This is a genomic window from Desulfosarcina widdelii (genome assembly GCF_009688965.1).
GTDB classification, from domain to species: domain Bacteria; phylum Desulfobacterota; class Desulfobacteria; order Desulfobacterales; family Desulfosarcinaceae; genus Desulfosarcina; species Desulfosarcina widdelii.
Genome location: NZ_AP021875.1, coordinates 5,710,079 through 5,723,953 on the forward strand (window position 1 = coordinate 5,710,079; position 13,875 = coordinate 5,723,953).

General features: G+C 44.3%; 10 protein-coding genes and 2 pseudogenes. 11 read left to right on the top strand and 1 reads right to left on the bottom strand.

Features of this window, described 5'->3' with window-relative positions; genetic code table 11:
* Nucleotides 1–139 precede the first annotated feature (139 nt).
* The 10 genes and pseudogenes from GN111_RS26185 to GN111_RS33455 form a co-directional block, all read left to right on the top strand.
* Nucleotides 140–1,186 (top strand): TRAP transporter substrate-binding protein, encoded by a 1,047-nt coding sequence (locus tag GN111_RS26185; RefSeq protein ID WP_155306577.1) that lies wholly within the window; start codon nucleotides 140–142, stop codon nucleotides 1,184–1,186.
* 140 nt (nucleotides 1,187–1,326) lie between these two features.
* Nucleotides 1,327–3,216 (top strand): TRAP transporter large permease, encoded by a 1,890-nt coding sequence (locus tag GN111_RS26190; protein WP_155306578.1) that lies wholly within the window; start codon nucleotides 1,327–1,329, stop codon nucleotides 3,214–3,216.
* A gap of 76 nt (nucleotides 3,217–3,292) precedes the next feature.
* Entirely contained in the window at nucleotides 3,293–4,327 is a 1,035-nt protein-coding gene (locus GN111_RS26195; protein WP_155306579.1) for an IS630 family transposase, read from the top strand.
* Nucleotides 4,328–4,485: 158 nt separating this feature from the next.
* Nucleotides 4,486–5,142: an isoprenoid biosynthesis glyoxalase ElbB gene (gene elbB, locus GN111_RS26200; RefSeq protein WP_155306580.1), complete on the top strand. Its 657-nt coding sequence runs from the start codon at nucleotides 4,486–4,488 to the stop codon at nucleotides 5,140–5,142.
* 522 nt (nucleotides 5,143–5,664) lie between these two features.
* Nucleotides 5,665–6,114 carry a Crp/Fnr family transcriptional regulator gene (locus tag GN111_RS26205; RefSeq protein WP_155306581.1) on the top strand — a complete coding sequence of 150 codons (450 nt, stop codon included), beginning with the start codon at nucleotides 5,665–5,667 and terminating at the stop codon, nucleotides 6,112–6,114.
* 151 nt (nucleotides 6,115–6,265) lie between these two features.
* Nucleotides 6,266–7,426: an IS4 family transposase gene (locus tag GN111_RS26210; RefSeq protein ID WP_170302471.1), complete on the top strand. Its 1,161-nt coding sequence runs from the start codon at nucleotides 6,266–6,268 to the stop codon at nucleotides 7,424–7,426.
* Between the two features lie 58 nt (nucleotides 7,427–7,484).
* Nucleotides 7,485–9,254, top strand: a complete 1,770-nt coding sequence (locus GN111_RS26215) for a histidine kinase (RefSeq protein ID WP_155306583.1) — start codon at nucleotides 7,485–7,487, stop codon at nucleotides 9,252–9,254.
* Nucleotides 9,229–9,750, top strand: coding sequence for a DNA-binding transcriptional response regulator (locus GN111_RS26220; RefSeq protein WP_155306584.1), 522 nt, complete (start codon nucleotides 9,229–9,231; stop codon nucleotides 9,748–9,750). The genes GN111_RS26215 and GN111_RS26220 overlap by 26 nt, the downstream gene beginning before the upstream one ends.
* Nucleotides 9,751–9,977: 227 nt before the next feature.
* Nucleotides 9,978–11,048: pseudogene (locus GN111_RS34015) on the top strand (ISL3 family transposase); the annotation flags it as partial.
* A 70-nt stretch (nucleotides 11,049–11,118) separates the two neighbouring features.
* Nucleotides 11,119–11,253 (top strand): annotated as a pseudogene (locus tag GN111_RS33455) (IS4 family transposase); the annotation flags it as partial.
* A 149-nt stretch (nucleotides 11,254–11,402) separates the two neighbouring features.
* Here the strand turns inward: GN111_RS33455 and GN111_RS26230 are convergent.
* Nucleotides 11,403–12,371, bottom strand: coding sequence for an IS110 family RNA-guided transposase (locus tag GN111_RS26230; RefSeq protein WP_155306586.1), 969 nt, complete (start codon nucleotides 12,369–12,371; stop codon nucleotides 11,403–11,405).
* A gap of 270 nt (nucleotides 12,372–12,641) precedes the next feature.
* On the opposite strand from GN111_RS26230, the gene GN111_RS26235 reads away from it, so the two are divergent.
* Nucleotides 12,642–13,715, top strand: a complete 1,074-nt coding sequence (locus GN111_RS26235; protein WP_155306587.1) for an IS5 family transposase — start codon at nucleotides 12,642–12,644, stop codon at nucleotides 13,713–13,715.
* Nucleotides 13,716–13,875 lie beyond the last annotated feature (160 nt).

Genomic DNA, 13,875 nt, shown 5'->3' on the forward strand with positions numbered 1-13,875 from the left:
AGCGGTGAAAACCGGAAATTCTGACTTTTTACGAGACCGTCAAATATTGGAGCAAGCTACAATTGATAAGGATGTCTCTGAATCACATATTTTAACCGGGTCCATTTTTTTGGAGCCACTGCCGGAAGGAGAGAAAAGAATGAAAAAATTTTTACTCAGACAAAACTATTGGTTTCCCCTCATTGTTCTTAGCGCGGTATTGCTGCTTAACTATCCGGTCCGATCAGAGGCCGACCAGAAAATTAAATTAAGCCTGTCAAGTAATCTGTCACCCGGCAGTTGTTTGGAGCTGGCAGCCGATAAATTCAAGGAACTCGTAGAGAAAAAGAGCAATGGCAACATCACTGTTGTCCGATACCCCTCCGGTGAACTGTATGACTCAAAGAGCGAAATTGAGGCGATCGTGAACGGCAGCGTTGACATGGCAATTATGCATGTCGCCTATGTTGGCGCAAGATCGCCGGAACTTGAATTTATCAGTTCATTTGGAGCACAGGGATGCTGGAATGATAACGAACACTTTTATCGATTTCTAGATATGCCTGAGGTGCGTAAAATTGCGGACGAACAGTTTAGAACCAAATTAAACGCCAAATTGCTATCGCCAATTTCATACGGCGTCGGGATTGTCGGTAGCAAAAAAGCGATTCGCAATGTTTCTGACTTTAAGAATTTTAAAATGAGGGCAAGTGGAACCGCACAATCGGTTATGTACAAAGCCCTTGGTGCCATACCTGTTGAGCTAAGCATAAAAGAGGTTTTTATGGCACTTCAGAGAGGGACTATCGATGGAGCAGCCACAGGTCCGGGAAGGTTTTATTTTTCGAAATGGTATGAGGCAAGTCCATATATGATTCGAGACTACAGCAGCCCCTATCTTCAATTTTGGCATGCGATAAACCTAAATAAATGGAAAAAATTGACACCTGAAAACCAGAAAACCATCGCAGAGACCGCAGAAGAAGTCTCGCAGTGGGCACGGATCTATGCCATTGATGAAACGGAAACAGTATATCGGAAATTTAAAGACGGGCTTATAAAAGAATTGATTTTTTTCTCTGATGAAGAGAGGGCCAGGTTAAGAGAGATTGTTTCCCCGGTAATGCACGATTGGACAATTAAGAGATGCGGACACGAAATGGGTGAAAAATTGTGGGGATATATGATCCAGGCTCGGAATAAATGATACCGTTTTGTCATGATGACCTTCATTAACGAGGGAATATCTTCAACTGATCCCGTGAAAATCGTTACTTGACCGGCCAGCTTTTTTCGGCCGAAGCAAATTGCCTTCAACAACAGCAGATATATTTATAATGGAAAAAAATGGAACCATTCAATTCAAAATATCAATCTAAAGCCGTTAATATTATTGACCTATTTTCACTTGGCTTCGGCACCGTTGCCGGTGCGGCAATTTTCTTTGTTAGCATTGCCGCCACTTATGAAGTTTTCATGCGAAAGTGTTTCGATAAACCGACGGTGTGGGTGTTTGAAGCTTCGCTCTTTGTCATGATGTGGTTCGTGCTTTTGGCAGCTTCTTATGCGGTAAGGGAAAGAAGGCAAATCGTTGCCGATATCCTTATCTCAAGGTTGCCCGAATCTTGCAGCCTGGCATTAGGCATCGCGGCCAACGTCCTTGCTTTGGTATTTGCCGGTATCGTAGGGTACTACGGATCCCATACCTGTGTGGCGGCCTATCAGGGGAACATCACCAGCATCGGACTGTTACAATACCCAAAATGGATTTTATATTTTGTTTTTCCGTTGACTATGGGCATGCTGTTTTTACAGGTGTTTCGTAACATTTTACCTGATATCAAACTGCTGGCAGCCCTGAAAAAGGATTTGGGTGCGCAAGCGATATCCATTGTAACTGTGCTATTCGGTTTTGTAGCCGGCATAGCAATTGGTGTATATTTTATATATGTCGCACCTGTTACAGGTATTATTATCCTGGCCCTTTGTTTTATATTCGGTGGCGTTCCCGTCGGATTTGCATTAGGCATGACAGGCATAATAGGTATGTTTGCCAATTTTGGCGAATTCCAAAGTTTAACCATGGTACCTATTATTATCGAAAAGACGTTGCATAACTTTATACTGCTGGCTGTTCCGTTGTTTATCATGGGTGGCGTGATTTTATCAAAGTGTGGTATCGGAGAACGGATTTACGATATGGCCAGTAAGTGGAGTGGTTCGTTCCCGGGAGGGCTGTCAATCGCAACTATTATGGCGTGTGCGCTGGTTTCAGCAATGGTCGGTGTTAGCACGGCTGTAGCCGGCGCCATTGGATTGATCGCCATCCCTCAACTACTCGCTAACAAGTACACAAAAGAACTATCCTATGGAAGTGTCGCTGGTGGCGCACTTGGCGTTCTTATACCCCCTAGTGCAGGGTTGATCGTTTATGGTTTTTTAACCAATACATCAGTGGCTACCCTATTTGCCGCTGCATTCGTTCCTGCAGCCATACTGGTCGGTTTTTTTTGCATTTATGTTTTTTTTTCAAGCATCCTTACCGGAAGTTATCAGAAGGTATCTTTTACAATTAAGCAAAAGATTACCGCGACTCAAAATGCATCTCTCGGCATATTGGCTCCCGGCATAGTCTTGGGGGGTATTTATACCGGTATTTTTACCCCTACGGAGGCCGCTGCCGTTTTCGTTGTATATAGTATGCTCACGGCAATTATTTACAGACAAATCAGCTGGGAAAAATTTATTGATATTCTAAAAGAGAGCGCATTGTTGGGATCTTCAATCATGATGATTATGATCGGCGCTATGATTTTAGCCCATCTGGTCGCACACTTGAGGATTCCAAGACAACTTGCCGAATGGATTGTTACATCAGGATTTTCCCATACGATAGTGATTGCATGTCTATTATTAATGTATGTCTTTCTGGGGATGTTTTTAGATGGCCTTGCTATTACAGTGCTCACCATTCCGGTGATCTATCCGTTAATGCCCGTTTTGGGAATCGATGTTATTGTATTCGGAGTTGTTCTAATGGTATTTGTCGAAATGGCACTGATTACACCGCCGGTTGGCCTAAACCTTTTTATGGTCCAGGCCATTACAAAAGATGATCTTTGGACAGTTGCAAAAGGTAATTTACCTTTTGCCCTAATGATGTTCATAGTTGCAGTGATATTGCTTTTTTATCCCGGCATATCACTCTGGCTTCCTGAAATACTTTCCACGGGATAAGGCTGGGGATTCATATCATATTAACCCGGCAAATAAATACTCCAAATTAGATTTAAACTGTGCTATGTAGTTCCCTATGGAAAAAATCGATGCACGAAAGCTTAGCACAGAGGCCCAGCAGCAACTCCGGAATCAGGCGATAAGACTTAAAAAAGCCGGAAGAACGTACAAGGAAATTGCCGAGATTACCGGGGTTCATGGAACGACCGCCTGCAAATGCTACCAAGCCTATCTTAGAGGCGGCAAGCCAGCTGTGACGATCAAAAAACGCGGCCGCCCAAAGGGAAGCTGCCGTACACTGACACAAGAGCAAGAAAAAGAACTGCAAAAAGCAATACGGGACAAATGCCCGGATCAATTGAAGCTTGCTTTTGCACTGTGGACCCGCATCGCGGTTCAACAGCTCATCAAGCAGTTGTGGTCCATGGACATGCCAATTCGGACCGTCGGCGAGTACTTGAATAGATGGGGTTTTACGCCTCAAAAGCCTTTGAAAAAAGCTTACCAACAAAATTCCAAGGCTGTTAAAGCCTGGCTGGATAATGAATATCCGGAAATTGCCGAGCGAGCAAAAAAAGAAGGCGCGGAAATTCATTGGGGCGATGAGACCGGGTTGTGTAACGATAGCTACCATGGGCGAAGTTATGCTCCCCGTGGAGAGACTCCCGAAATCAAGCTTCATCCACGATGCGAACGAGTCAATCTGATTTCTTCGATCACCAATCAGGGAAAAGTACGCTTCATGGTTTATAAAAACAAAATGAATTCCCAAACGATGATCAAGTTTATGGATCGGCTGATTAAAGGTGCCGACAAGAAGATCTTCCTGATTGTTGACAACCTGAAGGTCCATCACAGCTACATCGTTAGAGACTGGTTGAAAGAACATGAAGGCGAGATTGAGATTTTCTTTTTGCCCTCCTATTCGCCGGAGTTGAATCCCGATGAATACCTGAACTGTGATCTGAAAGCGGGCGTTCATTCAGGAATACCTGCAAGAACGAAAAATCAGTTAACGAAAAAAGCAATTTCGCACTTGAGAAAGCTCCAAAAACTGCCTGGACGGGTTAGCAAATACTTCAAGCATCCAAAGATCGCTTATGCTGCATAATATTTATCTATTTAATTGCCGGGTTAATAGTAGACTAAGCGTTTAGGGAAAGGCACAAAGACACCGGTTTGCTTAAAACTATTCAATGTTACGGCCTGGTAGAATACGCATAAGCAGAAATGACTCAAAAAATAAAATGAGAGACAATGGAGGTGTTTATGAAGAAGAAAGTGGGAGTTTTGTTGTCTGGTTGCGGCGTATTCGATGGATCTGAAATCCATGAAGCGGTTTTGACACTTCTTTTTTTAAATCGGCGGGGAGTCGAAATCGTGTGTATGGCTCCTGATATTACGCAAATGCACGTGATTAATCACTTAACACAGGAAGAGCTAAAGGAGACGCGCAACGTATTGGCTGAATCTGCCCGAATTGCTCGGGGGGAGATAAAGAGCCTGAGCGATGTGAATAGCAGCGATCTGGATGCGTTGATCATACCCGGCGGATTCGGGGCTGCCAAGAATTTAAGTGAATTCGCGTTTAAAGGACCTGAGGGTTCTGTAAACCCCGATGTTAAACGGTTGCTTGATGAGATGTTATCCGATGGAAAACCTATTGGTGCTCTTTGTATTGCGCCGGCCACCGTTGGGATGGCCTTGAAAGATCGGCATCCGAAGCTAACGGTAGGCATTCATGAGGAGACGATACAGGCATTGGAATCAATGGGGGTGAAGCATGAAATTTGTTCGGTAGCTGAGGTTGCCGTTGACGAAAAGAACCGTATCGTGACAACTCCGGCCTATATGATTGGACCCGAGATAAAAGATGTCGCTCAAGGAATAGAAAAACTTGTTGACAAAATTATTTCGTTGATGTAGACTATAATAGGATATTATTACCTATCATAAATTTAGGTATTGCTGGCTTAACTCTGCCGTCCTTAAATAAGCACTTACTCAAATTGAGTAAGGCCGTCAAATGGGGCCGACTCGACGAACTACTCGGAAAAATTTTATTGCTCCGATAGCGGACGTCCCGGTATTGGTATCACTATTGACGGTTTCACTCCACTGACTCAAATAAACACAAAATTTCAACGACGAGAGATGTTGTATTAACATAGGTTGAAAACCCCTTACTGGCAATACCTGATTGGAATGAAGTACTTCTGGCTTGAACTGCCTATTAACCTGCCTCAAGAAAAGTTGCTCATTGCGATACCGGATAAGAACAGTAACCAATAGAGTTTGTTGAACGATAATAGTAGCGCTGCAACCTATTGTAAACATATAAAAATATATAGATATTAGGCAAACGATAACCACGATCAGGACTTGAGTTTTATGGCTTCAAATAAATATTGAGGGTTTTCCTATTAGGTATAGAATGGAGGTGATTGTATGATCGATAAAAGCATTCTAAAGCCTATTCGGTTTTTTGAAGAATTGTCTGATCTTATGCTTGAGAGCATCTCATCTATTTCAGAATTGAGAATATATAGCAGCAATACATACCTGAATAGAAGGAGAAGGTCAGCAGATTACCTGTACGTTATTCTAGAAGGTGAAGTGGTTTTGGAAATAGAAAGCCTGACAGGCAATATTGTCCCTATAGAAACGATCGGAGCTGGTGAAGTAATAGGGATCTCATCGCTGATTGAACCTGAAAAAAGCGAATATCTTAGTGATGCTAAGACACTGGTTCCAACTAAGGCCTTGCGTATCCGGAGTGACCAACTGTTTGTTCTCTTTTATCAGAACTTTGAGCTGGGATTTCTGATTATGAAAAAGATCGCCTACATTACCAGACTCAGGTTGACCCAAAGAACGCATCCGATACCAAAAATTTAAAAAATTCATGCATTTTGAGTCAGTAAAATCCGGTTAGGGAATTGCATGAAATAAATAAAAAATCAGTAGGTTAAACGTAATTTTTTGCTTGACATAGGGTCGCCAATATGGGCGGCGATTTTGTATATCCTTTTATATCATGAGGTTATACATGCCGCGCACATTCGACCCTTTCCAGAAACCCAATATCTTGGAGTTTTTCTCCTTTTTTCAACCAGCGGTTGAGGCAACGTCACGGATGCCAGTTCTTGACTCCAAAGGAAACCGGCCATTGCAGATGACTTTTGAGGAACATCTGCGCGCGCTGGTTTACTTTCATCTTGAAGAACACCATTCCGCTCGACATCTGCTGCAAGTTCTCGAAGAAGATGATTTTGCACGAAGTGCCATCGCACCGGAAAACGGAATCAAAAAGAGCAGCTTCTCAGAGGCCACCAACAGCCGGGGGCTTGAACAGTTCATGTATGTCTATCAAGACCTGCAAGCCCAGGCATCTGCGATTTTACCCAAGCAAAATCCCGAACTCGGAGATCTGGTGGGTATCGACGGTTCCCTAATCGATGCGACCTTATCCATGCACTGGGCCGACTATCGTAAAAAATCCAAGAAAGCCAAAGTGCATGTCGGTTTTGACCTGAACCAGGCCATCCCCAGAAAGATTTATCTTACCGATGGCAACGGGGCTGAAAGACCTTTCGTCAGCTTGATCCTGTCCGATGGTCAAACCGGCGTGATGGACCGGGGTTACCAAAGCCATAAACGTTTTGACCAATGGCAGCAGGATGGGAAACGGTTCATGTGCCGGATTAAAGCCGGCACCAAGAAGACGATCATTAAGCAAAACCCCATTGATCCTGATAGCATTGTCTTTTTTGATGCCATTGTTGTTCTGGGCACCACAGAAATCAACCAAACCCAAAGCCCGTTGCGCCTGGTTGGTTACGCAGTGGATCGTGTTAAATATTGGATCGCTACGAATCGTTATGATTTGACTGGCGAGCAAATTGCCGCTGCCTATAAGCTCCGTTGGGATATCGAAAACTTTTTTGCTTGGTGGAAAAGGCATCTGAAAGTGTATCATCTAATCGCCAGAAGTGAGCATGGCTTGATGGTGCAAATTCTGGCAGGCCTGATCACCTATTTGTTGCTGGCGATTTATTGTCATCAACACTTTAACGAGCGTGTTTCCATCAAAAGAGTCCGCCAATTGCGTATAAAAATCCAAAATGAATTACGCGCTGGCGGTTTTTACAAACCACCTGATTCAAATTTGAAAGAACAAGAACTACAAACCGTTAATGCAAGTACTTAACCGGATTTTACTGATTTTGAGTAGTTTTTTATGGGGCTATATCCGGATTGTAGTGATTATGGAAAAAGTTATAAAAAGAAAAAGACTGAAAGTTGACCACCTTTTTGAGACAATTGCCTCTCGTGCAATTTCCGGAGATGAGTCGGCTGTAGAATTTATTCTACATGAGATGCTAACCTTGTTGGTGGAGGGAATCGGAGCCGACATCGGCCAGATAAACCTATTACCAAGAACAGGACCGGTGGAGAAACTCTATATTATAAAAGATCAAAAGCCATGGTTGCGGGAAGGGATGGGCCTGCATCCGTTCGATCCCCATAGCGGGTTTACAGGCATGGTAATTACATCCGGGAAATCCATTCTTGTCAAGGATATCTGGTCAAAAAACTATGAAGGCGGCCCGAACCCTTTCTTGCAGATTATCAAGCATATGAATGAGGATTATGTAAAAGAAATAAAAAAAACGGTGGAGAGCATTATTATTATACCGATTAAAAGAGGTCGTGATACCTTTTGCACAATTGAATTAAGCCGGTACAGAAACAAAGATGCGTATAATCAAGCTGAAAAAGAACTGGCTGATGATTTTGCTCAAAAATATGGTCCCTTGGTTATTGACTATATTATCGACATAAAAAACAGAATTGCCATTAATACTGCCCATAAAAAATTAGTCAATCTTTCCCGGTTCATTGCTACAGATACGAAAATTAATTTCAGAGACGCGATAGGCGCTTATCAAAAGCTTTCTTCTGCTGATATCGGTTATGGATTTTTTAAGGCAGGAGGAATGCGCACGCCAAATATTCGACTGGTTTCATGGTTCGATGACGAAGTCATGGAAGTGTTCCTTCAGGATTTCGTTCCTTCTTCTGATAGTGTCTTAACAGATTGCAACGATATTACATATCCACTGGATGGTAAAAAAAATGATTACCGCTTAAATAGATTTCGAGATAGAATTGCAGCTTTTCCCGGACTGAAAAAAAAGGAGAAAGATTTTATTATTAGATGCAATGACCATATAAACTCTTATGTAATTTATCCCTTCCACATGCTTAGTCAGGATCTAGGCGCTATCGTTCTTGGATCCAGAAGACCTAACTTTCAACCCTTCCTTCACCTGCAACCATTTTTAATGTTGTACAATTCTCTGTTTAAATCTTTTTTGTTAAACGAGCGGATGGCCTGTCATCTTTCCGGTATCAGTCAGCAGATACATAACCCGGGATTTTATTGTTTGGCATCGTTGAAGGGCGCCCTGCTAAAGAAATTTCCTCATGTTTATAGTGACTCTGAGGTATCTAAAACCCTTAAAGGCCTGGAACTGTTACTCTCCGATCTCCATGAACAAGGGCTGATTCTGAAAAGAAGAAAAAAAAACATTCAGTTAATAAAATGGCTTAAAGCCTTTATTTGTCAGATAAGGGCGAATAATCCGCATCTGATCATAAATGTAGAAATTGAAAAACCAGACCTGGAAAGCATTAAGGTAGAAGGATCTTATGAACAGCTTGAAAGTATCTTTGAGAATCTTTTTACCAATAGTATTCGAGCGATAATGGTTCGGCAGGAAGATGATGACAGCGTCATTGGGGAAATCAATATCAATTTAAAAATAAGGGGACAAACATTCATTGTTTCATTTCAAGATAATGGATTGCCATATAAAACAGTTTCCGGCAGAGGCTGGCCACAGATTTTAAGTATTGTGGAAGAACTGGGAGGGAAAGTTCAAAAAAAAGCTGATCCATATATGGTTCAATTGACATTCAATATTAATAAAAAGGGGGGAGAATCAAATGAGAATAAAAGTATTGTTTTTTGACGACATTTTTAGTGATCTTTTCAGAGAGAAGCATTCGGCTGAAGAGGTGGCATGGGACGATAGCTGGATAGACTCGATATCTACAGCACTTGATGAGTCAACCCAAAGGATTGGTGTTAATTTCGACATTGTTAAAAGCGGTGAAATCGATGCATGGGAATCGTTAATTAAAAATGAGGCTCCGGACATTCTCTTGCTTGATCTTTTTTGGGTAGAGCAGGCACAGCAGAAATACAATGATCGCAATCGTGCAATAGATATCAGTTTGGATGCCTTGCAGAAAATTCGCAAATCGTTTCCGACGCTACCAGTTGTTTGCTATACAATAAAACCTGATTACGAAACAATGGAAAGAGCGTTTAATTTGGGCGCCACATTTTTTTTAGAAAAGGTTCCGATTGCAATTCCAGAGGTTCACAGTTCGTTAAAGTATATTTTTATTTATTTGATAAGGCAAATGCAAAAAGAAAATCTTATATTGGATTCTGATTTTTAACTGAAAAAGGACTCCTCATCAGAGATGAGTGCAGGCGGTTGACGTTATAAGACAAAAAAGAATGAGTCCTTTCAAGTGATTATGGTTTTTGTTGGCCAAAACATAACCAAATCCGCTTGGAGGAAGAACTCATGCTTATCAAAACTATACTCAAGGAAACGATCCCCTTACAAGGGTTTAAAATTGATTCAATCACCAAAACCGAAAACACTTTCAACGTCCAACTGATGCCTGATCAACGATATAGGCCGCTTTGCGGGAAATGCCAATCACCAGGGCGCTTTCGCGATATCAGGCCACAGAGGCATTTCAAGCATGTACCCCTGTGGAATATCGCTGTTGAACTGGCCTACCATCCACGCCGCGTCACTTGCAAGCAGTGTGATGGCATTTATGTGGAGCATTTACCCTGGGTTGCTGGTAAACGACGAATGACGACCGCCTATGCCTGCTTTTTAGCCACATGGGCCAGGTTCTTGCCTTGGAAACAGGTCGCCGAGTTGTTTCATTGCTCTTGGGGAACGGTTTGTTCCGCCGTTCACCACGTCGTTGGCTATGGCATCCAACAAAGAAACCTATCCGACTTATCCGTCATCGGCATCGATGAAATCTCGCGTAAAAGAGGGCATCATTATCTGACCAACGTCTATGACTTGGAGTCCGGCACTTTGATTTGGAGCGCTCCGGGCCGTAGCAAGGAAACCTTGGTTGCCTTTTTCGAACTTCTGGGTGAACAAGGATGTCAACGTTTGAAAGGCATCTGCTGCGATATGTGGCGTCCCTATATCGATGTTGTTCATCAGTATGCCCCTCAGGCCGCTCTTGTCTTCGACAAATTCCATATCATCCGCCATCTGATGGATGCCGTGGACCAGGTTCGCCGCGATGAAATCCGGGAAAAAGGCAAACCACACAAAGAACTGGTAAAACATACCCGGTATATCTGGCTGAAAAACCCATGGAACCTGACAGATCAGCAACAAGGCCGATTGTCGTCACTTGAGAAACTGAATTTGAAAATCAATCGTGCTTACCTGCTTAAAGAAGCCTTTCGACACCTTTGGAGCTATAAAACCATTGGATGGGCAGCCCGATTCCTGAAAAAATGGTTCTGGTTGGCCACTCATTCCCGACTTAAACCCTTGCGCGATTTTGCCTGGATGCTCAGGCGCCATGAGCAAGGTCTATTGAACTATTTCAAGCTACGAATCGATAACGGCATGGTTGAAGGTTTAAACAACAAGGCAAAGGTGGTCAGCCACAGGGCTTATGGCTACAGATCTTCTCATATGTACATTACAGCCTTATATCACTGCTTGGAGACCTTCAAATGCCACAACTTTTGCACCGTTTTGTGTGACGAACCTTTACGGTACATCCGAGAATGCGGTGAAAACTCAAATTTGGATCGCAATATCTGTTTACGTGTTGGTTGCCATTATCAAGAAGCAGCTCAAGATCGGGTTGAGCCTCTACACAATTTTACAGCTTTTGAGTTTGACTCAGTAATTTCCGGTTAAGTTTTTGCACCAACATTTTGTAACTTTTGCTCTTTTTCATATTGCTGGTGCTCGGCACCCATTGGCCAGCGACGCAGTTCGTTTTCAATCTGGGTGCGCAACTGTCTCACCCGGCGGATTGATACTTTTTCCTTAGCAGCAACTGTGTTTTAGCGATTCATCCAGATGCGCATTCCATTCGGTGTTGCTTCTAACCATGGAATTTAGGGTAACAATCATTTTTCGCATACAGGCGGTAATTGCAACTTTAGGTTTTTTACCGGCATCAACCAATCTCCGATAAAATGTGCGTATTGCAGGGTTACAACGAATGGCTGAAATGGTTGCCATATACAATTGCGATCGAACTGTGGCACGGCCACCCCAGACCATACGAGGGCCTCGGCGGAACCCGCTGTCCCGATTAAACGGCGCTACGCCAACCAGCGCGGCGATCTCTTTGTTGCTCACACTTCCCAACTCTGGGCAACAGGCAATCAATGTGGAGGCGGTGCCGATGCCGATACCAGGCGTCGTTATCAGCAAGGCCGCCGTCTTTTTAAAAATGTGGCTTTGGTCCAATGTCTTTTTGATTTGGCTGTCCACTGCGTTGAGTCGTTTTTGCAAATAGGTGATGTGGGCCTTGATATCCTTTGAGACGTCTTTGACCAATGCTTGCTGGAGTCGGTTTTTCTCCTGAGAAATCATTTTGGTGATTTGACGCCGGCGCGAGATCTGATCAGCGAGATGTTGCCGCGATTCATCTTTGATCGGACGAACATCCGGTTTTATCGCGGCACCATAACGGGCCAGCATCCGGGCATCGATCGCGTCGGTTTTAGCCAACTGCCCAACTGCTTTGGTGAAATTGCGCACATGCCGGGGGTTGACAACGACAATGGGCAGATCTCCATGCGCCAGATTCATAGATAGGATGCGTTCCAATCCGCCGGTGGCTTCGGCAACAATCAGCGTTGGCTGAAGTTTTTGGAACTCTTCGACCAAGGATAAGATGTTGGGTTCATTGTGTTCGATACGGCGCAGGGTGCCATTTTCACCCACGGCAATATCCAGGTGAGTTTTGCTGATATCAATACCAATAATGAGGTTTTCCCGATTCATAAAGGGCCTCCTTTCTCCCGGCCTTGTGATGCGGGCTTTGTCTTGCCCAAATAACTGTTCGGGGTTGAGGTTGGGTCATGGCGACCCGTGCTGCTAAACGGGTTATCGCACCCTGGGCTGTATCGGTCTGCCATGACCTTTCGGGATACTCCATTATAAATCATTTTCATTATACAAGCCTGTTGAAAAACTCTAATTTCTCTTGAGAAATTCTACTGATCAGTTATACTGCCAATATCATAAAAACCATTGGATTCATGAAGGATTGTGATGAGAGGCAGCCAAAAAAGACAAGACTCGTTATTCAGTTACATTTCCTTGGAACAGCGGGTCCCGAGTAATCATCCATTGCGTGCTATTCGAAAAATGGTCGACCGGGCATTGGAACAGATGCATGACACATTTGCCGATCTGTATTCCCATACCGGGCGACCCTCCATTCCGCCGGAATACCTGCTGCGGGCCTCCTTGCTGCAGGTATTTTACACAATCCGCAGTGAACGGCTGCTGATGGAACAACTCGACTATAACCTTTTGTATCGGTGGTTTGTCGGCCTGTCCATGGATGACAGTGTCTGGGACCATTCCGTATTTTCAAAAAACCGGGATCGGCTGCTCAACACCGGAACCGTTGCCGTATTCTTCAGTTCCATCCGCGATCAGGCCAAGCAAAAAGGGTTGATCAGCGATGAACACTTCACGGTCGACGGGACCTTGCTGGAAGCCTGGGCATCCATGAAAAGCTTCCGACCGAGAGATGACGACAACTCCAATGATGGCCCGGGCCGCAACCCGATTGTGGATTTTACAGATCAGAAACGAACCAACGATACCCATGCATCCACGACCGATCCGGGTGCCCGGTTATACAAAAAGGGCCAAGGACAGCAGGCCAAGCTGTGTTACATGGGCCATGCGTTGATGGAGAACCGTAATGGTCTGGTGATCGATACCCGCGTGACAGCCGCCAACGGGACGGCGGAACGTGAAGCTGCGGTAGACATGATCAAGGATGTTCCGGGCAACCATCGCATCACCGTGGGCGCCGACAAGGGATACGACACCGCCGATTTTGTGACCCAGTGTCGCTGGTGGAACGCCACCGCCCATGTTGCCCGGAAGAGACGGGGTTCCGACATTGACGGACGAACCACCCGTCATGAGGGATATCGCATCAGCCTGAAAGTTCGCAAACGGGTGGAGGAGGTCTTCGGCTGGCTTAAAACTATCGGATGCCTGGGTAAACTGCCTCACCGGGGCCGTGAACGTGTTGATGCGGTCTTCACTCTGGCGACCACCGCTTACAACCTGATCCGGATACGGAACCTGACCGCCACGAGCTAAAGCAGCTGATCAATGACGCGCGTTTCCCTGGGAAATGGCCTGAGAACGGGCCAAACCATTGCAGCAAACAACAGGATTACCCAAACAACGACTCGATGCCTTTTGTCAAAGAACGATTCCACCTCAATAAGGGTGGCGAAACGACTTATTCGCTACAGTT